Consider the following 21,984-nt stretch of genomic DNA (forward strand, 5'->3'; position numbering starts at 1 on the left):
CAATAATAGCGACTAAAAATCCCTACCCTGACTAGGCAGCCTCAGGGCGGCAGTGCCCTTTATTAAACTATCCATATACTCAACGGCCATATCGCCAAACCTAGGGCAAAACGCCATACTTTCATCGATGGCAGACCGAAAATGAACACCGGCCCACAGCCGACTTTGACCGCAGTCTTGGGCTAGGTCCGTCCAGGTATCGAAGACTAAGGTAGTATCACTTGCAGGCGTTACACCAGGCTCAATACGCGAAGAACCCGCAGGATAATTAACCGGGTATTGCAACAAATCTGTTCCCAAAAATAAACGCGCAGACTGCGCATGGGCCTGGCAAAAACAGGCAGACGCTGACGGGTACTCAGGGTGATCGGCTTCTTCTAAGTAGCTTTGCCACTCGTCTCCTGGCACATCAGCGGAACCCTGCCCTGGCCCTCCCCACGCCCTTACCCAGCGATACCGGTAAAGTAAATTAATAGCACTGAAAGGCCGTACTGCGTCGTGCCGCCGTTTTTCTTTCCACACAAAGATACCGGCATCAAAGGCGGCCATGTTAGTGAGAAAATCCAATTGAATAAATTCTAACAAGGTGAGGTTTTGGCTCAGCGCTGCATGCACTGCGGAGATACCCAAAGACACGATTTTATTGTCAAACAATTCTGCTTTGAGCTTTTGCTCTTCAGTTAAATTAGCGGATGCTTGCAGCACCTCATTAGCCTGCACAACATAGGCCTTGCGGTGTGTTATGTTACTTTTAAAAGGCCTTGGCAAACTGAATAAGTGCGGGCTTTCAAAGGAATAGGGTTCAACCAAAGCATATTGTGGGGTAACAAACTGCTGCACTTTATAAAGCCCCAATCCCTGCCGCTGAATATCCGGTTGCCAACGTGATGGCCGGTGCAAACGGTAGGCCGTATTAACCGGTACGTAGCCGGTATAATCGCTATAGGCTGGCGACGCTATAGGGCCTTCATTGCCCAACTGATTCATTCCATCGTTTTCACGGCCATTGGCCACAGCAATACCCGCCACATTGCCCAAGCCAACGGCCGTTGTAATGTCTTCCGACTCGTCATCTGGGTCCAACCCCACTTGCTCCAGCATTGCACGCCAGCTGCCAGTAAACTCTGGCAGCAATCGGTTGAGCACTTGATAAGACGCATACATCAGCGCAACATTCAGATTCGCATTAGAAGCCTGGGACTCTGGCCGCCGCCCCAGATGCGAATAAACGCCCACCGCGGTGGGATGATAAGGCGCTGTTGCGTCATACCACGCATTGGTGATCAACGTGGTTACGCGTAACACCAAAGTCGCATCCCCGGCGTTGGCTGAGACATTTTGGTAAATAATAGGCACCACCGCAGGTATCACAACCTCCACGGCAGCATTGCCGGCATTCAAGTCAAACGCAGGCTGGCTTTTCACTGGCAATGCCATTGACCATACCAGTGCCAAAAGCCCGCACAGAAAATTTCTGTGCACACGCTGTTTATTCTTATACACCATTGCTTGTCTCCCTCTGATGGGTGTTCATCAATAAGGCCCGGTGGCATCTATGTTCCTCCAAGCCAACCCTGACGCTTTATTGCACTCCTCCGGCGGTGAAATTTCATGAATATCCATACCTAATTTGGTCTCACGAAGGTAAACTGATGAGAACTTCCTTAGGCCCTAAATTTGATTGGCAGATATTTTTCCTATTTTTGGTTACCAACAAATCGATACGCCAATTAATGACGAGAATCACGTAATCGATATGCTTGATCGCGACACGCAACTACAAGCGCTGCACAGGGAATATGACCGTATACAAAACTGTGGTGGCAAGGCTATTTTTATTACCGGCGAAGCGGGCATTGGCAAAAGTACGCTGGCCGAGAATTTTTTAGCAGGCCTGGATAAAACCATACTAAGAGCAATAGCGCTGTGCGACCCTCTATCCACTCCGCGGCCACTGGGACCTGTTAGAGATCTCTACCTAGCCATTAATGGTCACCCACCGAGCGACGCCAACAGCTCGGGCTTTTATTTTGAGCAATGGTTGGCACAACTACAGGCAATGCCAATACCCCCGGTATTAGTGATAGAAGATTTACACTGGGTCGATGAACGAACATTGGATTGGATCCAATTCGTCGGCCGGCGCATTATTCAGCTGCCAATTTTACTGCTGTGCACCTTTAGAGACGATGAGATTTACAGTAACCACCCGCTAAAAAAGGCCTTAGCCACCGTTCCTGCTAGCTATCAAATCAGCCTGTCTTTGCCAGCGCTATCGCTTAGCGCCATAGATGAGATGAATACCAATTCCGGCATAAGCAGCCAACGATTACTTTCGATTACTGGTGGCAACCCCTTTTATTTAACGGAATTATTGAATAGCCAGCATTCAAGCCAAATACCGACTACGGTGGCCGACGTAATACAGTCTAGACTCAATAGCTTACCCAGTGAGGCGCAATTTCTGATTGAGCGATTAGCCTGCGTGGTGGGCGTAATTTCCATACCGTTGCTGCCTGCCATCAGTGACAATCGAGACCTCAGCCCTGTAGACAACGCTATTGAACGCGGTATATTAGAGGAGAGCTGTCACGGGCTGTGTTTTCGACACGATATTGTGCGGATAACCATTTACAATCAACTCAAACCTTTTCAACGCCGGCAACATGAGCGCGCCATACTTCGGGCACTGCTCGGATTACCGGACCATACGCCTTTTCTCGACAGCATAGTGCATTACGCACAAAAGACTGAATCCATAGATACGCTGTTACAATTTGCGCCATTGGCCGCAGCTAAAGCGGCACAATTCGGCGCGCACAAAGAAGCGACAGCTTACCTGGCCCAGTGTAAGCCCATCTTAAATCACACTAGCGCAGATATTGCCGCCACATTACTGGAGGAATGGGCCTACGAAGCGGGATTATCCATACACATTGACTCGGAGGTGATCGACGCTCGTAAACAAGCCATTGACCTATGGCAGCAACTTGGCCGCAACGATAAAGTTGGGGAAAATTTACGCTGGTTATCGCGCATGCATTGGTATCGAGGAGAGTCCCAGCAGGCGCACAGCTATATCGAGCAAGCCCTGGTCATTTTAGAACAAGAGCCTGCCTCGGTTGCGCAGGCCAACGCCTACGCCCTGCGAGCCCAATACCATATGCTGCAGGACCAAATGCCCGAGGCCATTACATGGGCAAATAAAACCATTGCGCTGGCCAAGCAGTTTAATTGCCAAGAAATTCTCGCCCATGCTCTTAATACGAAGGGCACAGCTAAAATGTTCCGGGCCGATTTAACTGGCGAAGCAGATTTACAACAGAGCTTGGCTATTTCTTTGGCCAATAAATTGGATGAACAAGCTGCTCGTGTATACACCAACCTATCTGAGTGTTTAATAGAAAACGGCGAACTGAGCAAAGCCGAAGCCTGCATAGAACAAGGTATTAGCTTTGATACCAGCCACGATTTGGATTCCTGGACGTATTACCTCATTGGCAGAAAGGCGCAATTAAAGCTGGAGCAGAGTCAATTTCAAGAAGCGCAACTCATTGCCAATAGCGCTCTGCGCCAACCCAACCAAACGCTATTAATGAAGATTCCAGCGCAGATCACGCTGGCGAGAACCCTGCTTAGGCAAGGCAGCCCAGGGTTTGAAAAACACCAAGCTCAGGCTAAAGCCGATGCGCTGAAAATCAACGAACCGCAATACCTGGCGGCAGTTTACTTAACCGATTTGGAATACGCCGTTATTCATGAGCAACAAGCCATGGCCACCACGGCCCTAAGCGCCTTACTAAAATTGGGTGCCCTGGCATTAAGCCATCGAAAACGCGGCGAGGCATGTTTTTGGGCCCATTACGGTGATTTGGAAATACCTAGCCGATTTACTAAAAATCTACCACAGGTTTTTGATGTATTTTTAGGCGGCGACATTCAGCGTGCTGCCAACTTATTTACTGAACAGCAATCGGTTTATTTTGCCGGCTGGTGCCTTAGCCTTCAGTCCGAGCCAGAATCCTTGACTCAAGCACAGAATCTGTTTGCTACCATCGGTGCAAATAGTGCTCTTGGCTACATTACGAAACACAACAATAGCACCACAGAAAAAATATCCTTAAATAGTGCTTCTACACCTAGCACACAGACTGCTCTCCACAGTAATCCGCCGACTCATATGCCCTACGGTTTAACCAAAAAAGAGCGACTTGTGTTGTCGTTACTTGTTGCTGGCAACAGCAATAGCGCCATCGCCGAAAAGCTGTCTCGCTCTAAACGCACCATCGAAAATCATGTTGCTTCCATCTTCAGTAAGCTCGGCTGCAAAAATCGAGTAGAAGTTTTACTGAAAATACAAAGTGAACCTTGGATTCAGCAATCCACCCCCGAGGCAGTATTAGCCGATTGAGTGTGCCGCTAGGCTTTCATTGATCTGATGGTCAACCAGCCCACGGCCAAAGCAAAAGCAAAGCTCAACAGGGTTCCCAGCATCATATATTCGGTGAGTTTCATATCCTTATTGGTGGTTAAGTCGCCAAACCGAAAAATGGTTTTTGTGGCCACTAAAAAACCGATGCCGGTAAACTGCCCCATTAAAACAAACGATAACGTTAAAAAGCGCTCTATGTAGCCGATCCAGGCTCCGGCGGAGGCCAATCCCACGCCAGTGAGAGCGCCAGCTTCGCCTTGCTCTGCAGTTTGGCTCATGGCATCGGTATGCCTTTTAAGTGCCATAGAAATCAGTACAGAGGCCGGCTTGCCCACCAACAGATAGGCCAAGGCTATGGCTAGATTCTGGCTGCTCATTAACCAGGCGGCAACTCTCTTAATATCGTCGAAGGCGGTATCCGTTATCCACAACCAAAGCGCAAAGATAATCGTGATATGAATTATTTGATCGATCAGAAAATATAGTAAAGTAGCTGGCCGATAGGATTTCCAACCGTCCGTTAATACGTGGCTAATGGCCAAAATTGCCACCGCACCAGCCACCTGCAACCATGGCGCGGGCTGTTGCCCTGGTAAAAACCACAACAAAAGCACCGCCAAGTAGAGTACCAAATGAACCAAACCGTGCTTCCACAGACCGGGAGATTTGAAATGATTTTCGTTGCGGCAGTGAATCCATTTTCCGGCCTGCAAATAAAAGTCCGCTACAAAATGCGCAGCCAACAGCAACAATAAAAGCTCCATTACTCCTCCCCGGCAATCCGCGTCACGTGATGATTAACAAGCCGCACATAATCGCGGATCAAAAATGCCCCAATACTACTCAATCGATTACTGATGTTTTGCCGGCTGGTGCCGGTGAGCTGAGCAAGCGCTCTATGCTCTGCAAATCCGCTTTCTATATATTGGCTTAGTAGTTGGGCTTGGGACTTGGTGAGGTTATTCAGCTGGTGGTTAAAGAATCGCGTCAGTAAATTCAACTCTTCTGAGTTAACGGCCTGGCCGAAGGTTAGGGTCATTTCCGCACGAGCGGTTTGCTCTAATGCTCGACCAGAATCAATAAACGCCTGGCCCATGGCCGTACCGGGTTTGCCAGTGCTTTTATCGTCGCAGGCGTCATCCTCGCCAAACGCCAGCGCCATGGTGCACAAGATAGGCTTAGCTGCACATTCAGCGGCGTGTAAACCGAGCTTTATGGCCAAAGTGGATTCCAGCGCTTGCAGCGGATTGGTGTAGCGTACCTGGAAGCCATCACCTCGGTAGATTTCACTGTCCGCACCACAGCGCTTCTGCTCAGCCTTAAGTAGCGCACTCAATAGCGCTAGAGTATCTTTATAAACACCTTTTGGGAGCTTGGTGGAATGCACCAAGTCGGCGGTTAGAACGGCTATCACAGTATGTGCCTCTTGTATGAGGCATCAACCTTATTATATTGCCAACAACTCTGCAACTGTATTTAGTTGCATTAATAAGAGCAACTTTATTAAGTTGCAATAGAATTCAATGACGATAGCCAGCCTTACCTGCCCCACCGCCCCACACAATGCAGTAGACTTACCCCTTTTTTACTACAGGAATGCTATGCGCCCCTCCTCCCACGGCGGCGACTATGCCCCGCAACACTTCAACTGGCAAGTGCTCACCGCCATTTGGCCCTACCTTGCAGCTTATAAACTGCGTATTGGGCTAGCGCTGCTATGCTTAATGGCCGCCAAACTGGCCAGCACCTATATCCCGTTTCTGCTCAAGTACATGGTGGATACTCTGGATACCAGTACAAACGGCAATGCCAATCTGGTGCTTATGCCACTGGCCCTGGTGGTTGCCTACGGCGCCGCCCGTTTTGCCAATGTGTTATTTGGCGAACTCAGGGATACTGTATTTGGCCGAGTAACAGAACAGGCCATGCGCCGCATTGGACTCAAAGTTTTTCGCCACCTGCACCAGCTGGATTTAGCCTTTCATTTGGATCGTCGCACCGGCGCATTATCACGGGATATCGAGCGCGGCACCAACGGCATCAGTTTTTTAATGCGCTTTTTCGTTTTTAATATTATCCCCACCATTTTTGAGATCGTTTTAATCGCCGGAATTCTTTTTGTTAATTACGGTTGGTTGTACGCTCTGGTCACCCTGGCCGCCGTTGCTGCCTACGCCGTATTTACCTTTTACACCACAGAATGGCGCACTCGATTTATGCGTGAGGCCAACGCCGCCGACAATTCCGCCAACGCTCGTGCCGTAGACAGCTTATTAAACTTTGAAACGGTTAAATATTTTAACAACGAAGGATTTGAGGCAGATCGCTACGATCAGGATTTAATCGGCTGGGCCCAGGCACGGCGCAAGAATCGCCTATCGCTGTTTACCCTAAACGGCGGCCAGGCGTTGATTATTGCGGTGTCTCAAACCTTAATGATTGGCATGGCCGCCAACGCCGTAACCCAAGGCGATATGACCTTGGGCGATTTTACGTTGATCAACGCCTTTATGATGCAGCTATTTTTGCCGCTGAATTTTTTAGGCTTTGTGTACCGAGAAATTAAAGCCTCTCTGGCTAATATAGAGCAGATGTTCGCTCTACTGGATGAAAAACCGACAGTCATCGATACCCCCGATGCTCCCACCCTCAACACCCACCAGGGCCGAGTTGAATTTGATAAACTGTGGTTTAGTTATAGCCCGGATCGGCCTATTTTAAAGGGTGTGAGTTTTGCCATAGAGCCCGGCCAGAAGGTAGCGGTGGTGGGCGCCAGCGGCGCGGGAAAGTCCACCCTGGTAAAATTACTGTTCCGATTCTACGACCCACAAAAGGGCCAAATCCGTATTGATGGCCAAGATATCCAAGCGGTTACCCAAAGCTCGCTCCGCCAACACATCGGCATAGTGCCACAGGATACCGTGCTGTTTAATGACACCATTTTAGAGAATATTCGCTACGGTAACCCTATGGCTACGGACACAGAAGTTAACCAAGCTATCAAGCTGGCGCATTTGTCGGACTTTATTAATAACCTACCCAAGGGTGCAAATACCATGGTGGGAGAGCGCGGATTAAAACTCAGCGGAGGCGAAAAACAACGCGTCGCCATCGCCCGAACCTTGCTGAAAAACGCTTTAATTCTCGCCTTTGACGAAGCCACGTCGTCCTTGGATAGCCACTCGGAACAAGCCATACTGCAGGCACTGGAAGAGATCGCCCAGGGCCACAGCAGCTTGGTGATTGCTCACCGGCTTTCTACCATTGTGGATGCGGATAACATCGTAGTGCTGAATGCCGGAGAAGTGGTAGAGCAAGGTAACCACACCGCATTGCTTGCCCTCAATGGGCACTACGCCAAACTGTGGCAGAGCCAACAAAAACAAGCCACTGCAAGCGATTAACAAGGTTTTTTTAAACCGCAAAATCCAACGCCATGGTGACACTAAGTACAGTGATGGTAACAATGGACACGCCAAACACTTGCCGTGCCCAGCCCCGAACATCCACACCGGAGCGATACCCTCGCAGGGCCATCAATAACCACCAACAGCTGGTAGTACTGGCCACCAACAAAAAGGCACCGCCGGTGTAACCTTGGAAGGACAACAGCATAGTGACCAAACTAAACACTAGGATGTAAGCCACGATGTGGAATTTCGCTTTACCGATACCCGCAGCCACGGGCAGCACCGGAATGTTAGCAGCGGCGTAATCTTGGTAGCGATAAATGGCAATGGCATAAGAATGAGGCATCTGCCACAGACAAAACATCAACAGCAAAATACTAGCGCCGGCGTCCCATTGACCGGCCGCCGCGGTGTAACCCACCACAGGCGGCACCGCGCCGGATAAACTGCCCACCAAAGTGCCGTATACCGAGCGCCGTTTAAACCAAAGACTGTAAAAGCCAACGTACACCAATAAACCGAATGCGGCCAACCACACACTTAGACTATTGGCATAGCGATGCAACAACACCAACCCCAGGGCCGACAACAATAGCCCACTGCCATAGGCCATAGACGCGGATACCTCACCGGTGACGGTGGCGCGATGCTTAGTGCGCTGCATGCAGGCGTCGATATCGCGATCTATGCCGTTATTAATGGCACAACCACCCGCCACTACAGCGGTAAGGCCCAGCATGCTGGCAATAAATACCGGCCACTGGACATTACCCTGGGCGGCTAAAAAGTAGCCGCCAGCCGCGGCAACTAAATTACCGCCAACAATACCAGGCTTTATTACGTTTAAAGTCGATTTTTTCACCGATTACCCCATCATCATGTGGTTAGCGCTGTAAATAATCCAAACGGACAAACCCACCACCAGTAAAATAACCAGCGCCGTAAATAAAAAAGTGAACGTATTTTCTCGGCTACTGTAAGAAAAATCCAAGTGCAAAAAGTATTTAAGGTGTACCAATACTTGAACCACGGCGGTAGATACGATTAAAACCACTAAGCTACCTTTACTGAGCGCGTGGCTCATCACCGCGGCAAATGGGATAACCGTCAACACCACCGCTAGCACAAAACCCATTAGATAACCGCTAACCGATCCGTGGGATGCCGCCATTTCAGTACCTGAATCACTCATTACAATACCCCCAACAAATACACCACAGAAAATACACACACCCAAACCACATCCAAAAAGTGCCAAAACAGGCTCAAGCAGCTTAGGCGGGTTACGGTGCGTTTCGGCAAACCTTTTTTTGTAACCTCTAACAGCAGTACAACCATCCACACTAGGCCCGCTGTGACGTGCAACCCGCGCATACCAACCAAGGCAAAAAAAGACGATAAAAACGCACTGCGCGATGGACCATAACCTTCGCTGATGAGGTGGTGAAACTCATTGACCTCCATGGCGATAAAAATGGCGCCTAGGGCAAATGTCACCATTAACCAACCCAGCACCTGGGAGCGCTTTTGCTGGTGGGCTGCGATCATGGCAAAGCCATAGGTGATACTGCTTACTAATAACGTAGCCGTCTCTACCGCAACGTAGGGCAATTCAAAAATATCGGGGCCCGACGGCCCACCGGCGGTATTCATAAACAATACCGCGTAGGTTGCAAAAACCGACGCAAACAACAAACAGTCGGTCATTAGATAAATCCAAAAACCGAAGGTGGTAATATTGCTGCTATCGGGGTGCTCATCGCCATGGTCACCCTGGGCCATATGCGGCGGCACCCCGGCGATTGCGGTGTTCATAGTATTCATAGCGCAGCCTCCTTAACCGCCGCTAGATGCTGGCTTTCAATCTCCGCTACCTGGTCTGGTTGCACGTAATAATCCACATCATCGTCGTAGGCACGGTGAATAAAAAAGCCAAAGGCGGCGATTAAACCCACTACCGCCAACCACACAATGTGCCATACGGCGGCAAAGCCAAACACCGTCAGCGAACCCGCAATCAATACGCCAGCGGTGGTATTTTTGGGCATGTGAATGGGCTGATATTCAGCCACCTGCTGGTAGGCCAAGCCCTGCTCTTTTGCCTCGGTAAAGGCATCGATGTCGTGCACATCGGGCAGGCGAGCAAAGTTATAGAATTGCGGTGGCGACGCCGTGGACCACTCCAAGGTATGGCCGTTCCAAGGGTCACCGGTGGTATCGCGGTTTTTCTCTCTATCGCGGAAGGCGACGTAGAGTTGAACAAACTGTAAAACAATACCAATCATAATAATGAATGCGCCGGCACAAGCGATGTACAGCCACAGATTCCAATCCGGGTTATCGGTATGGTTTAAGCGCCGTGTCATACCTAAAAAGCCCAACACGTATAACGGCATAAAGGCCACGTAGAAACCCACCTGCCAACACCAAAACGACGCTTTGCCCAAGCGCTCATTAAGATGAAAGCCCATGGATTTCGAAAACCAAAACGAAAACCCAGCCAGGTAACCAAATACCGCGCCGCCGATGATGGTGTTGTGGAAATGCGCAATCAAAAACAGGCTGTTGTGCAGCACAAAATCTGCCCCTGGCACGGCCAGTAGGACTCCAGTCATACCGCCGATGGTGAAGGTCACCATAAAACCCAGGGTCCACAATACCGGCACGGTAATCTGTAAACGGCCGCGATACATGGTAAATAGCCAGTTAAATAATTTTACGCCTGTGGGCACCGCAATCACCATGGTCATCACACCAAAAAACGCGTTAACGTTGGCACCGGAGCCCATGGTAAAAAAGTGGTGTAACCACACCATAAACCCTAACACCGCAATGGCACCACTGGCCCAAACCATGGAGGTATAGCCAAATAAGCGCTTGGCGGTAAAGGTAGAAATCACCTCAGAGAAAATACCAAACGCCGGCAGGATTAAAATATACACCTCGGGGTGACCCCAAGCCCAAAACAGGTTGATGTACATCATGGCGTTGCCGCCACCATCGTTGGTGAAAAAATGAAAATCCAAGTAGCGATCTAGGGTTAGCAAACCCAGCACGCCGGTTAGAATGGGAAACGAGGCTACGATTAAAATGTTGGCCCAGGTGCAGGTCCAGGTAAAAATGGGCATCTGCATTAATTTCATTCCGGGCGTGCGCATTTTAATTACCGTGACCAAAAAGTTAACCCCGGTTAGGAGTGTTCCTATGCCCGATATCTGCAATGCCCAGATGTAATAGTCCACCCCCACTCCGGGGCTAAACGTCAGCTCAGATAAGGGCGGATAGGCCATCCAGCCGGTGCGTGCAAATTCACCCACCGCCAAAGAGAGATTAATTAATACCGCACCGCCGGCGGTGAGCCAAAAGCTGAGGTTATTTAAAAACGGGAAAGCCACATCCCGTGCACCAATTTGCAAAGGCAGAACGATGTTCATTAACCCGATCATAAATGGCATGGCCATAAAAATAATCATGATCACACCGTGGGCCGAGAAGATCTGATCGTAGTGCTCCGGCGGTAAATATCCCTCAGCGCCGCCGGTGGCTAAAGCCAGTTGGGTGCGCATCATAATGGCATCGGAAAAACCACGCACCAACATCACCAAGGCCAGCACTATGTACATTACCCCCAAGCGTTTGTGATCCACCGAGGTAAACCAATCGCGCCACAGCACGCCCCATTTACGGTAACGAGTGACGGCCACAGCGATGGCGATTCCCACCACCGCGACCATCAAGAGCGTGCCCATAACGATGGGTTCGTGATATGGGATTGCATCCCAAGATAATTTTCCTAATATCGACATGGTATTACCTACGACTCCTTAGCACTGGCCGATGCTGAACCGGATTGATGGGCAGCGTGGGGAGACGAATGTTGCCCTTGCGCGTGGTCACCAGATTTGCTTTTCCAACTGTTGTAATTCTTCATATATTTATGCATCACTTGCTGAAATAGCCCTTTTTCTACTTGGGCAAAATATTCAATGGCATGAGCTTCACTGGGTTCCGCCAGCTGCTGATATTGGCGTTGGCCTAGGGAGTTCGGCGCCGACTTAACCTCATCCACCCAATCAGCAAAGGCCTCAGGGCTGGTGGCCATGGCGATAAATTTCATACCAGAGAAACCGGCACCACTGTAATTGGCAGAGAAACCTTGGAATTCGCCGGGCTCGTCAGCCACCAGATGTAATTTGGTTTCCATACCCGCCATGCAATAAATTTGGCTACCCAACTGGGGAATAAAAAAGGAGTTCATGGTTGACTCCGAAGTCAGCTTAAATTGCAAATGCTGATGCGCGGGGAATACCAATTCGTTGACGGTGGCGATGCCCTGCTCTGGGTAGATAAACAACCATTTCCAATTGAGTGATACCACCTCAATAACTAGGGGAGGCTGCTCATCATCAAGTGGTTTGTAAGGATCCAACACATGGGTGGAGCGCCATGTGATGGTGCCCAACACCAAGATGATGACCAGGGGAATAAGCCAAATAACGGCTTCAATGGCGTGGGAGCGGGACCACTTTGGATCGTAAACTTCGTTTGATCGGCTAGCCCGATAGCGCCAGGCGAAATAAATGGTCATAAAGATAACCGGCAACACCACTATGAGCATTAGGCCGGTAGCCACGAGAATCAGCGTTTTCTCGTGGCTGGCCACCTGGCCCTTCGGGTCTAAAATACCGCCGCAACTGGCCAGCAATAAGCAGGCTCCCAGGAGCGCAAGCAGCTTCCAAGATCGTAGCAACACGTTGCATCCTTTTAGAAACGTGAAACAAAGTTCTGGGCGCAGCGGATCTATCCCGAGAAACCCGGGGAACGAAAGTACGCCCATTGAGACTTGAGTTTTCCGCTGTGCGGAATCACTCAAATAGAAACAGAGATTAAGAAACCTGTGGGGGAGCCCGGCTTAGATGAGCACTGCGAGGGAGAGAATATTTCGTCAATTGCACCGGCCTGCGCTGGAGCAGCAAACGGAACCGAGCAACAAGAGATTTAAGGAAATCGAAAAAGACCAAGAAATGCTTTAAAAAAAGGATATCAGCCACTAACAAGAGCGAAAGCCCCATCAGTACAAAAGCCTCGTATCCATCCACACCGTGTAATAACTGAACGGCGTCTCCGGTATCAAACACCAACCCGTGTTGTACCAACACAAGATGTAAACTCAGCCACAACAAACCTAGCATCAGCCACATAACGGCCATCAGCGCGCCCGGCGTAGACGCGGACTGAAGTACTGTCTGAGATCGAGGTGTGTTGATTTTGGAAGCGTTCAATTGGCCTAGTCCAAAGGAAAATTCAAAATACTTGTAGGTCAAACGACGTGAACAAATAACTGAAGGTGCCGAAAATAGTCGGTTATAAGATGGGACAAGTTAATTTCAAAAAAATTCAATGAAGGTATAGAAATGTGCGCGCATGGGTTGCAATACAGCAGAAGATCCTACCTACGGGCACCAACTGATCTTCTTTCCCCCCTGGTAGCGCACCGCCAGGCCTTGGGCCACCAGCAACGCGCCCAGGCTACGGTCATCCACACAGACATCCGCCAGCAACCGAAAGTACTTATCGCGCTTGATATTCATTAAGGTAACCGAGTTGGCTTGGGTAACAGCCCTGCGGGTGAACAGCCTCGCCGCCAGCGCGCGTTTTTTCTCTTGGGGGCACTGGGCGCGAATTTCTGGCGTATCGATACCGGCCACCCGTACACCAATGGCTTGGCCGATCACCCCTGGCCAAGCATCGATGGTCACGGTAATGGAATCGCCATCGTAAATACCCACAACCTGGCTTACGGCAACCTGGCCGAAGGTCTCAGACTCGGGCCTGACACAAGCAAAAACAGCACAGGACATAAGCTGGCACGCGACCAGCAGCAAGCAGGCAGACCTCAACAAACGCAAACAACACCTCAAGCAAAATAGGCTTTACTCTACAAGCTTAGCCTTGTTGCTCCACGCTGTCAGCCAAGCTGGCAAGTTGTTCTAGCCGCTGGGTGAGTGCGTCGGTAGGCGCCAGGCCCACGGTATCTAACAGGGTTTGCCAGCGGTAGGCCCAATCGTGACGACGCAGGGATTCCACCACATTACGCTGGCGAATCCGTGCCACTCGCTCTGGGTCTGACTCTAGTTCGCGGTAGAGATCAATGATTTTACTCGGATCTTCTGGGTTGGGAATCACCACATCGGGCCAGCCAAACAGCGCATCGAAGGCCTGATTGCGCGGGGCATCGCCAATCATCACGCAACCGGCGGCAGCACCTTCAAAAAAGCGGTAACCCACTTCGTGGTCGTTGGCCCCCAATGGCTGGTCGAACTTTGGCCGATTAGCTAGAAAATACTTAGATCGTTTGAGAAAACTAAGCAATTGTTGGCGGTGATCCTGGGTTGTGACCACCTCCGCCTTAGCCAGCCCACGGACGGTATCTCGCAGATAGAAAAAAAGTTGATCCGTTTGAGAATGAGCCAACAAGCTTCTGTGTATTTGCTCCGGTCTTCTGCCCACACTCAAAAAGTCGATGCACCGCCCAGCTAAGTCTGGATACGGGCAAGAGGCCAAAGCATCAACCGCAGGCGGCAGATAGTAACATGGGCGGCCAATCTGTTTGCTTAACTCTTCCACCGGCCCAGCGCAGCCAATAAACACTGCATCGAAGCATTGCAAACGGTGTAAAAACTCAGTCTTTAACGGCAATTGACTAGCCCACAGTTCACTGATGTAACACACCGAAATTTTTGCAATGTTGCTAAAATCTCGCTGACGCCCCATGGTCAGTAGATCAGCCACAATGCCACAGTGAACAAAGGCCAACTCGTATTGAGCACCGCCGGCCCGGAAAGATGGGGTTAAGGTGTACTTACCTTGGGAGTAGCGCTCCACGAGCTTAGTACCAAGACGGGCAAGTTGCGCACCTGGTGCAGGTTTCACACTGGCTATATCCGCCGGCTCCAGCTGGGCCATTAAGTCTTCAAATTCGTAGCCCAAACACAACCAAGTTAACGGCCGGCTGGCCCGCTGACTAACTATAATAGAACGCGCCGGTTGCTGTGACCTGATCAGATCCCAAGAGCCCAATGGTTTACCCTCCAGGTAATGCAGTTTTACGTATTTTACAACGCAATAATGGTTGGCGCTAAACCTAAGCGGGTTAAATCGGCGCTGATTTCGTCGCAGTATACTGCGTTCATAATCACTACCACGTCGGGCTTATAATCTGTTAAAAACTCTGGGCCAGCAATGGGTATTCCCGAGCCAGGTAAAAAATGGCCTTGGCGATAGGGGTTAATGTCTACCACATACTCCACGGTGGCGTTGGTATCAAAGTCAGACAAAAACGCCACGGCCTTAGAACCGCCACCCCACAAAATCACTTTTTTGCCCTGGGACGCGTAATCGTTCAAGCGGCTTTGCCATTCCTGCTGCTTGGCTTGAAAGCGCTCAGGGAAGGTAGCGACCAAATCCGTTAATGCTGATAAATCAGTATCCGTTACAGGCGCAGCGTCGGTATCGCTAATCGCGTAGGCTTCGATGGTTAGATATTGGTCTGCATACTCGGTGGCCACATCGTCCACTGCGAAGCCATTTTGCTCAAATAAATAGCGTAAGGATTCTGGCGTAAAGTAAGAGCAGTGCTCGTAGTAAATATCCTCGAAGGCTATTTCACGCAGAATTCGGGTGGACTCGGGAATCTGGAAAAACACCGTGGTGCCAGCGCGGTCGCCAATAGCTCGGCGTACGGTGGCGATGAAGTCTCCGGTTGGGTGAATGTGCTCCAATGTCATTTTACAGACGTAAAAATCGGCATTGTGATTGGCGTATTTTTCTGAGTAGAAATCGGCAATAAATTGCGTGCGCTCGGCCACCGGCGAATCCGCCAGCCGCTGCACGTCAACACCCGGGTCAAACCCAGTACCGCGATTTTCTCCCAGGCTGCACAGCAAGGCTAAAAATTCGCCTTTACCACAACCAATTTCGATGATGTCTTTTTCATGCAGGTTGTGTTTTTCAATTAAGCGCTCAGCCAGTTTGTGATGAAACTTTTGAAAAGTACCAGAAAACCCTTGGGTCTCCTCGTACCGGCCGGAGTATTCCGTCAACTTAGGGTTAAACGTGGTATTGGAAATAAAACCGCAATGGCGGCAATAACCGAGCTCTATTCGGCCTTTGGGATAACTTTGGGCCGCCTGTTTCGAATCGAGTAAAATACAGCTGTTTACAGGGACATTTTCTGCGCGATGAAAAATTTCCATTTCACCGGCATGGCAGTTTAAGCACACCACCGGGCTATTTGCTAAGGCAACACTCATGAGGCTTACACACGTAATTTGTTTGACTAGAGGATGGCGGGTTTGGGCACCGGCACAATAAATTTACCACCACGCTCGGCGTACTGAGATTGCTGGGCGCGAATTTCATCGGCAAAATTCCACGCTAAAATCAGCAGGTAGTCTGGCATAGATTCGAGCAACTTCTCGGGCGCAAAAATAGGCAGAAGCTGCCCCGGCATATGCAACCCTTGCTTATAGCTGTTGCGATCTACCACAAAGTCTACCAGCTCGGCGCCCACGCCCACGTAGTTGATCATAGTGGCGCCTTTAGCGGCGGCACCGTAGGCGGCAATGCTCTTGCCTTCGCTTTTTAATTTTTGCAGCAAGGCCAGTAGATCGTGCTTGAGCTGATCCACGCGCTGGGCAAAATCTTCGTAGTAGGTACTGGTATCCATACCCACGGCGCGCTCTTGAGCCAACAGTTCTTTTACGGAATCTTGCACAGCTTCTTGCTTACCCAAAAATAACCGCAGTGACCCACCGTGAATGGACAGCCGACGTACGTCATTCAGGTATAACCCATGGCGACGGAACAGCTTATCCAGGGCAATACCCGAGAAGTAACACAAATGCTCGTGGTAGATGGTATCGAACTCTACGTGCTCAATGAGATCCTTCACGTAGGGCACTTCGATCACAATTTCGCCGTCGTCTTTTACCAAGGTAGCCAACGCGCTCACAATGCCATTGGTGTCTGCCACATGGGCCAAAACATTGTTGGCGTGGATCACATCCGCTTGTTTGCCTTCATCGGCCAAGGATTGCGCCAGCGCCGGTGTAAAGAAATCCACCAGGGTATCAACGCCAATGTCCATGGCCCGCTGTGCCGGTCCGGAGGCCGGGTCTATGCCCAACACTGGAATGCCTGCGGCGTGGTAGTTTTTCAGTAAATAGCCGTCGTTGCTGGCGATTTCAACCACCAAGTGCTGGGGGCCCAATTTACGCCGCGCAATGATTTCAGCAACGTTGGCGGCGGAGTGTTTTAACAGCGCTTCAGAGAACGACGAGTAATAAGGGTAATCCTGGCAAAACAGAACATCCGGGGGTACCGTTTCGCGGATTTGAATCAACGTGCACTGCTCGCAGTACACCACGCTCAGTGGGTAGGTGCCTTCCGGCTTATCGAGGTTCTCGGGTTTTACCAAGGCATCGGCCAGGGGGGTTACACCCAGATCTAAAATTTGCGTCAGTTTACTGCTGGCGCAGGAGCGACAGCTTTTAATTGATTCCATGTTTGATCCTTTCGTTAGCGCCAATGCAGATGGTCGTCCAGCAAGCCATCTTCTACCAAGTGCTTAATATGCGCGATGCGCTTGTAACGCTCGCCTTCAAACTCCTCCAGCGTTAGGCCCACGTCGCGGTAGGCCTGATACAGCTGCTCGATGCCCCGCTCCACCGTCCACTGGGGCTTAAAGCCGTGTAGGGTGCGGGCGATTTTATTGCAATCAACGCGGTAGCAACGTGGGTCTGGGCCAGCATCGGGGGCGTATTCCACTTTGCAGCCCGGCACTATGTCTTGCACGATATCCGCCAGCTCACGTACCTGGTAGTTTTCTGTGGTAACACCAACATTAAACGCCTGGTTGTGAACCACCGAGCGTTGCGCTTCCAGCACAGCAATATACGCACAAGCGATATCTTCCACATGCACCATAGGTCGCCAGGGTGTACCGTCACTTTTGATAAATACCCGCCCGGTGGTAATGGCCCAGGCGGTGAGATTGTTGATGACCAGGTCAAAGCGCAATAGCGGAGACACACCGTAGGCGGTTGAAGCGCGCAGGTAGGTTGGTGAAAAGCTGTCATCGGCCAGCTGATTGAGCGCCTTTTCAACGTTGACCTTGGATACACCATAGGGCGTCACTGGGTTAAAGCTGGCCTGTTCATCCAGAAAGTCGGCGCCGGCCGCGCCATAGTTACTGCACGAAGAGGCAAACAGAAACCGCGGTACACCGGCGGCTTTAGCGCGCTTGGCCAGGGCTACGGAGGCTTGCTGATTGATTTCTTCGGTGAGCGTTGGACGGTAGTCACCCAGTGGGTCGTTGGAGAGGCCCGCCAGGTGAATAACCGCATCGAAGCCTTCCAGCTCCACCCCGTCCAGGGTTCGCACATCGGTATCAAACCCTGGGACTTCAGTTAATTCGCCGACAAACAGACAGCGCTTAAAGTAATTGGTGTCTAGCCCCACTACCTCGTGGCCGTGGGCCTTAAGCATGGGCGTGAGTACGCTGCCGATATAGCCGTTGTGGCCGGTTAACAACACCTTCATTGCTTTAACTCCAGGTCTTCCAGGGGGCTTCGCCAGAATCCCACAAACGTTCTAATAGCTTTTTATCTCGCATGGTATCCATGCACTGCCAAAACGATTCGTGACGATAGGCCATCAGCTGGCCATCTTTGGCCAGGTTTTCCATGGGTTTTTTCTCCCATTGGGTATCGTCACCGTCGATATAGTCAAAGATTTCGGGCTCCAACACGAAGAAGGCCCCGTTGATCCAACCTTCGCTGGTTTGCGGCTTTTCATCGAAGCGAGTGATTTGGTCACCGTCCAATTCTATGTGGCCAAAGCGGGCTGGGGGGCGCACCGCAGTCATGGTAGCCAAACGGCCATGGGAGCGATGGAATCGCAGTAAGTCATCCAAGTCGATGTCGGCTACGCCGTCGCCCCAGGTAAGCATAAAGGTCTCGTTGCCCATCCAAGGCTTAAGACGCTTGATTCTGCCTCCGGTGTTGGTATTGGCGCCGGTTTCCACCAAATCCACGGACCAATCCATGGCGGGCGTATCGTAGCTCTTGACCTCGCCGCTGCCGGTGTTCACCGTCAAACTGCCGTGTAGGAAGGAGAAATCACGCATCCAGCGCTTGATAATCTCACCCTTGTAACCAAGTGCGATGGCGAAATCGTTATGCCCGAACTTGGAATACAACATCATGATGTGCCACAGAATGGGATATCCACCGATCTCCACCATGGGCTTGGGTTTGGTGTCGGTTTCTTCCGCCAACCGGGTTCCCAATCCACCTGCCAGTATTCCAACTTTCATAGGCACTCCTCTGTGTGCGTTGTGCAATGCATGTATCGTTATAAACCTGGGTCGTCCAACCGGTCCACCAGGACATACAAACCGGTCATTTTACCAGATACGGGCCTAGAGCCGGTGCGTTTATAAACCAAATTGCAATATCTTTACAATTTAAGATTTTCCTAATCTGTGGTTTTTATAACCAAGCGTCGTCTATAACCACGCCAGATCTTCTTCACGGCACAATGGCCCTCATTTTTGTGATAGCGCAAAAATAAACGCGCCAATCGCTAAACCACAATGTGAAGACCAGACTCAAGGCTCGTCTGCGGCCTGTTAAAAAGCTGCTTGCAGCGCGAATGCTAAGAAACAGGATAGGAACAGGATGTCTGTCGATGGGTTGGCGCCCAGCTAAGCCGGATAGATCTGCGCTGCGTATCACCAACATTAAATGCAAACTCAAACACCCGAGGACAAGATGCCGGAGAGAAGTACGGAAGATGTCATGATCTCTAGAGTTATTGAAATGGCATGGGAAGATCGAACACCGTTTGAGGCTATTTTGGCCAACTACGGCTTTTGTGAGGCCGAGGTTATTAAGATTATGCGCGGGAACTTAAAGCCAGCCAGCTTTAGAGCTTGGCGCAAGCGCGTAACCAACAGAAAAACCAAACACCTAAAACTCAGGCCGGAGGGTATCCTGCGCGGCTACTGCCCCACACAGTACAAGCAAAGATCGCGCGGCAAATAGAGTCAACCGGCAGACAAAATTGCCGCAATGTCGGCAAGCAGCGCTGCCTACCAAGCGGGTTCTCAACACAAAGCGGCTCCACGACCGTTTTGTAGGTCAGCTATAAATAGGTACTTCGATAATATTTTATATAAACTCAGCTTATTGGATCTCAACGCAATTGATTTCATCGGTAATAAGCTGCAAGTAATGATTGTATTGCGCACCTTTCCACGCACTGTAATTCAAATTTTTAAAGTAGCCGGTCAGGCGCACATAAATTTGCTGAATGTCATTTTTATCGTCAGAATTTACCGGCGCGGCCAGAGCTTGCTCTAATAGAGACAGCAAATCCAACTGCCGAGCCAATGGCACGCTAACGTCTATGTCATCGAATGCATCCTGCTGCAAATATACCCGGTCCACCATTTGAGCTTGTAAAAAAATGACAAAGTCTTCCAAGCTCACCCCTTCTTCACCGGTGACCTTCATCATATTGGTAATATGCTCCCCTGCCTGCAATAAACTTCGCAGCGCTTCAACACGCTGCTGCCAATCGCCAGCCATATGTTGTTGATACCAGGGGGAAAGCTGCTCGTAATAGCGCGACCAAGACTGTAACGGGTCCACCGCGGGGTAAAACCGTTGGAACGCTCGCTCCGAAGATAAACCTAAAAAGGTCTTTACCGTGCCCAAGGTAGACTGAGTGACAGGTTCTTCAAAATTCCCCCCTGCCGGTGACACGGTTCCAATCATAGTTAGGGAGCCAGCCCGCTCTTGCCCCCGTCGCTGTACCACGCCAGCGCGTTCATAAATGCCTTTAATGGCGGAATCCAAATATGCCGGAAAGGCTTCCTCACCGGGAATTTCTTCCAAACGACCAGAGGTTTCTCGCATGGCTTGGGCCCAGCGGGAGGTGGAGTCGGCAATTAAAAGCACATCGTAACCCATCAGCTGGTAATACTCGGCCAGTGTGATACCGGTATAAATAGAGGCTTCACGAGCGGCCACCGGCATGGAAGAGGTATTACAGACTATAATGGTGCGGTCCATTAAAGTACCGCCTGTTTTAGGATCTGGTAAGGAGGGGAATTCTTTAATGGTTTCCACCACCTCCCCGGCTCGCTCGCCGCAGGCGACAACAATGACGATATCGACGTCCGAGTAGCGGGAAATTAAGCCTTGCAAAATGGTTTTACCCGCCCCAAACGGCCCTGGGATACAACCCGTTCCGCCTTTAGCAATGGGGAAAAATGTATCGATCAGGCGGATTGTAGTGGTTAACGGTTGGACAGGATAATGCCGCTCGGCGCAACCCTGCTGAATTAAATGTTTGGTTAAGGAAAGCCGAATAGGCCAGCGCTGACGCAGGCTTACCGGGCGTCGCTGACCGGCGCCAGCATTGAGCTCCAACACAGTATCATCAACGCAAAAACTGCCTTCCTGAACCCAACTCACGCTACAAGTTTTGGCAACATCAAAGGGCACGAAAATGTGATGCTCGAAGCGCCCTTCGGCCACGGTTCCCAACACCTCACCAGGGTTTACCGTCTCGCCCGCTTTTACCCTCGGTTTAAATAACCACTTGCGGTTGTCAGGCAGAGCATTGATATCCATACCTCGCGGTAAAAATAAACCCATACGCTTGCCAAGTTCGGCCAATGGATTTTGCAAACCATCATAAACATTGCCTAATAGGCCTGGCCCCAAATCCACCGACAGCATAGCCTTGGTCTGGGTTACTGGGTCTCCCACCCCCACGCCCACCGTGCTTTCATACACCTGGGCGTCGGCTCGCTTGCCGTCGATGCGTAATATTTCGGCTTTTAAATATTCCTGCCGCTGGTTAGCCGCCAAACGGGTGGGTAGGATATGAATGACTTCGTTTTTTGACAAAGGTAAAAAGCCACCACCGGCAAGTTCAATACTTTCGATGGTGACCAAATCATCCTGCACAGCGACCACCCGGGCACTGATCACTGCCGTGTTTTGGGCTGGGGTATCACGTTCAGACTTCCCTTCAACTTGGCTCATCACCGCTCGGACCTCTTCAATA

The 21,984-nt window shown here is 50.6% G+C and carries 19 protein-coding genes; 3 read left to right on the forward strand and 16 right to left on the reverse strand.

Annotated features, from left to right (window positions below):
* Positions 1 to 12 precede the first annotated feature (12 nt).
* Positions 13 to 1,437, reverse strand: coding sequence for a vanadium-dependent haloperoxidase (locus tag ACGHM3_RS19635; protein WP_345423753.1), 1,425 nt, complete (start codon positions 1,435 to 1,437; stop codon positions 13 to 15).
* 244 nt (positions 1,438 to 1,681) lie between these two features.
* Between ACGHM3_RS19635 and ACGHM3_RS19640 the strand changes: the two genes are divergently transcribed.
* A complete protein-coding gene (locus ACGHM3_RS19640) occupies positions 1,682 to 4,411 on the forward strand; it encodes a LuxR C-terminal-related transcriptional regulator (protein ID WP_345423750.1) in 2,730 nt (909 codons plus the stop codon).
* Positions 4,412 to 4,419: 8 nt separating this feature from the next.
* Here ACGHM3_RS19640 and ACGHM3_RS19645 read toward each other — a convergent pair whose 3' ends face one another.
* Together ACGHM3_RS19645 and ACGHM3_RS19650 are read right to left on the reverse strand one after the other, a co-directional pair.
* Positions 4,420 to 5,196, reverse strand: coding sequence for a DUF3307 domain-containing protein (locus tag ACGHM3_RS19645; RefSeq protein ID WP_345423747.1), 777 nt, complete (start codon positions 5,194 to 5,196; stop codon positions 4,420 to 4,422).
* Positions 5,196 to 5,846 (reverse strand): hypothetical protein, encoded by a 651-nt coding sequence (locus ACGHM3_RS19650; RefSeq protein WP_345423744.1) that lies wholly within the window; start codon positions 5,844 to 5,846, stop codon positions 5,196 to 5,198. The genes ACGHM3_RS19645 and ACGHM3_RS19650 overlap by 1 nt, the downstream gene beginning before the upstream one ends.
* Before the next feature lie 187 nt (positions 5,847 to 6,033).
* Here ACGHM3_RS19650 and ACGHM3_RS19655 point away from each other — a divergent pair, with 187 nt between their 5' ends.
* Positions 6,034 to 7,836 carry an ABC transporter ATP-binding protein/permease gene (locus tag ACGHM3_RS19655; protein ID WP_345423741.1) on the forward strand — a complete coding sequence of 601 codons (1,803 nt, stop codon included), beginning with the start codon at positions 6,034 to 6,036 and terminating at the stop codon, positions 7,834 to 7,836.
* A gap of 10 nt (positions 7,837 to 7,846) precedes the next feature.
* On the opposite strand, the gene cyoE is transcribed toward ACGHM3_RS19655, so the two are convergent.
* From cyoE to rfbF, 12 genes are all read right to left on the reverse strand, one after another.
* Complete coding sequence (gene cyoE / locus ACGHM3_RS19660; protein WP_345423738.1) at positions 7,847 to 8,704, reverse strand: heme o synthase; 858 nt, start codon at positions 8,702 to 8,704, stop codon at positions 7,847 to 7,849.
* A 3-nt stretch (positions 8,705 to 8,707) separates the two neighbouring features.
* Entirely contained in the window at positions 8,708 to 9,034 is a 327-nt protein-coding gene (gene cyoD / locus ACGHM3_RS19665; protein WP_345423736.1) for a cytochrome o ubiquinol oxidase subunit IV, read from the reverse strand.
* Positions 9,034 to 9,624 (reverse strand): cytochrome o ubiquinol oxidase subunit III, encoded by a 591-nt coding sequence (gene cyoC, locus ACGHM3_RS19670; RefSeq protein WP_345424098.1) that lies wholly within the window; start codon positions 9,622 to 9,624, stop codon positions 9,034 to 9,036. Before cyoC ends, cyoD begins: the two co-directional genes overlap by 1 nt.
* Positions 9,625 to 9,662: 38 nt before the next feature.
* The gene (cyoB, locus tag ACGHM3_RS19675) at positions 9,663 to 11,648 is read right to left on the reverse strand and encodes a cytochrome o ubiquinol oxidase subunit I (protein WP_345423733.1); all 1,986 of its coding nucleotides are present in this window, start codon (positions 11,646 to 11,648) and stop codon (positions 9,663 to 9,665) included.
* Between the two features lie 8 nt (positions 11,649 to 11,656).
* On the reverse strand, positions 11,657 to 12,595 hold the full coding sequence (cyoA, locus tag ACGHM3_RS19680; RefSeq protein ID WP_345423730.1) for a ubiquinol oxidase subunit II: 939 nt from the start codon (positions 12,593 to 12,595) through the stop codon (positions 11,657 to 11,659).
* Positions 12,596 to 12,728: 133 nt separating this feature from the next.
* Positions 12,729 to 13,124: a hypothetical protein gene (locus ACGHM3_RS19685; RefSeq protein ID WP_345423727.1), complete on the reverse strand. Its 396-nt coding sequence runs from the start codon at positions 13,122 to 13,124 to the stop codon at positions 12,729 to 12,731.
* Positions 13,125 to 13,295: 171 nt separating this feature from the next.
* On the reverse strand, positions 13,296 to 13,703 hold the full coding sequence (locus tag ACGHM3_RS19690) for a thermonuclease family protein (protein WP_345423722.1): 408 nt from the start codon (positions 13,701 to 13,703) through the stop codon (positions 13,296 to 13,298).
* Positions 13,704 to 13,788: 85 nt separating this feature from the next.
* The gene (locus ACGHM3_RS19695) at positions 13,789 to 14,808 is read right to left on the reverse strand and encodes a glycosyltransferase (RefSeq protein WP_345423719.1); all 1,020 of its coding nucleotides are present in this window, start codon (positions 14,806 to 14,808) and stop codon (positions 13,789 to 13,791) included.
* 149 nt (positions 14,809 to 14,957) lie between these two features.
* The gene (locus ACGHM3_RS19700) at positions 14,958 to 16,154 is read right to left on the reverse strand and encodes a class I SAM-dependent methyltransferase (protein ID WP_345423717.1); all 1,197 of its coding nucleotides are present in this window, start codon (positions 16,152 to 16,154) and stop codon (positions 14,958 to 14,960) included.
* Positions 16,155 to 16,180: 26 nt separating this feature from the next.
* Positions 16,181 to 17,407: a class I SAM-dependent methyltransferase gene (locus ACGHM3_RS19705; protein ID WP_345423714.1), complete on the reverse strand. Its 1,227-nt coding sequence runs from the start codon at positions 17,405 to 17,407 to the stop codon at positions 16,181 to 16,183.
* 14 nt (positions 17,408 to 17,421) lie between these two features.
* Positions 17,422 to 18,444, reverse strand: coding sequence for an NAD(P)-dependent oxidoreductase (locus tag ACGHM3_RS19710; RefSeq protein ID WP_345423711.1), 1,023 nt, complete (start codon positions 18,442 to 18,444; stop codon positions 17,422 to 17,424).
* A 4-nt stretch (positions 18,445 to 18,448) separates the two neighbouring features.
* Entirely contained in the window at positions 18,449 to 19,219 is a 771-nt protein-coding gene (rfbF, locus tag ACGHM3_RS19715; protein ID WP_345423708.1) for a glucose-1-phosphate cytidylyltransferase, read from the reverse strand.
* Between the two features lie 484 nt (positions 19,220 to 19,703).
* On the opposite strand from rfbF, the gene ACGHM3_RS19720 reads away from it, so the two are divergent.
* Positions 19,704 to 19,949, forward strand: a complete 246-nt coding sequence (locus tag ACGHM3_RS19720; protein WP_345423705.1) for a TIGR03643 family protein — start codon at positions 19,704 to 19,706, stop codon at positions 19,947 to 19,949.
* Positions 19,950 to 20,090: 141 nt separating this feature from the next.
* On the opposite strand, the gene ACGHM3_RS19725 is transcribed toward ACGHM3_RS19720, so the two are convergent.
* Positions 20,091 to 21,962: a V-type ATP synthase subunit A gene (locus tag ACGHM3_RS19725; protein ID WP_345423702.1), complete on the reverse strand. Its 1,872-nt coding sequence runs from the start codon at positions 21,960 to 21,962 to the stop codon at positions 20,091 to 20,093.
* Positions 21,963 to 21,984: the final 22 nt, after the last annotated feature.

Source organism: Halioxenophilus aromaticivorans (assembly GCF_042850945.1).
Taxonomy (GTDB): Bacteria; Pseudomonadota; Gammaproteobacteria; order Pseudomonadales; family Cellvibrionaceae; genus Halioxenophilus; species Halioxenophilus aromaticivorans.

Excerpts from the sequence above, each read along its gene's own strand:
- ACGHM3_RS19635 (WP_345423753.1), bottom strand. The coding sequence starts at position 1,437 with ATGGCATTGCCAGTGAAAAGCCAGCCTGCGTTTGACTTGAATGCCGGC.
- ACGHM3_RS19645 (WP_345423747.1), bottom strand. The coding sequence starts at position 5,196 with ATGGAGCTTTTATTGTTGCTGTTGGCTGCGCATTTTGTAGCGGACTTT.
- ACGHM3_RS19655 (WP_345423741.1), top strand. The coding sequence starts at position 6,034 with ATGCGCCCCTCCTCCCACGGCGGCGACTATGCCCCGCAACACTTCAAC.
- cyoD (WP_345423736.1), bottom strand. The coding sequence starts at position 9,034 with ATGAGTGATTCAGGTACTGAAATGGCGGCATCCCACGGATCGGTTAGC.
- cyoC (WP_345424098.1), bottom strand. The coding sequence starts at position 9,624 with ATGGCCCAGGGTGACCATGGCGATGAGCACCCCGATAGCAGCAATATT.
- cyoB (WP_345423733.1), bottom strand. The coding sequence starts at position 11,648 with ATGTCGATATTAGGAAAATTATCTTGGGATGCAATCCCATATCACGAA.
- ACGHM3_RS19690 (WP_345423722.1), bottom strand. The coding sequence starts at position 13,703 with ATGTCCTGTGCTGTTTTTGCTTGTGTCAGGCCCGAGTCTGAGACCTTC.
- ACGHM3_RS19695 (WP_345423719.1), bottom strand. The coding sequence starts at position 14,808 with ATGGCCCAGCTGGAGCCGGCGGATATAGCCAGTGTGAAACCTGCACCA.
- ACGHM3_RS19700 (WP_345423717.1), bottom strand. The coding sequence starts at position 16,154 with ATGAGTGTTGCCTTAGCAAATAGCCCGGTGGTGTGCTTAAACTGCCAT.
- ACGHM3_RS19705 (WP_345423714.1), bottom strand. The coding sequence starts at position 17,407 with ATGGAATCAATTAAAAGCTGTCGCTCCTGCGCCAGCAGTAAACTGACG.
- ACGHM3_RS19710 (WP_345423711.1), bottom strand. The coding sequence starts at position 18,444 with ATGAAGGTGTTGTTAACCGGCCACAACGGCTATATCGGCAGCGTACTC.
- rfbF (WP_345423708.1), bottom strand. The coding sequence starts at position 19,219 with ATGAAAGTTGGAATACTGGCAGGTGGATTGGGAACCCGGTTGGCGGAA.
- ACGHM3_RS19720 (WP_345423705.1), top strand. The coding sequence starts at position 19,704 with ATGATCTCTAGAGTTATTGAAATGGCATGGGAAGATCGAACACCGTTT.
- ACGHM3_RS19725 (WP_345423702.1), bottom strand. The coding sequence starts at position 21,962 with ATGAGCCAAGTTGAAGGGAAGTCTGAACGTGATACCCCAGCCCAAAAC.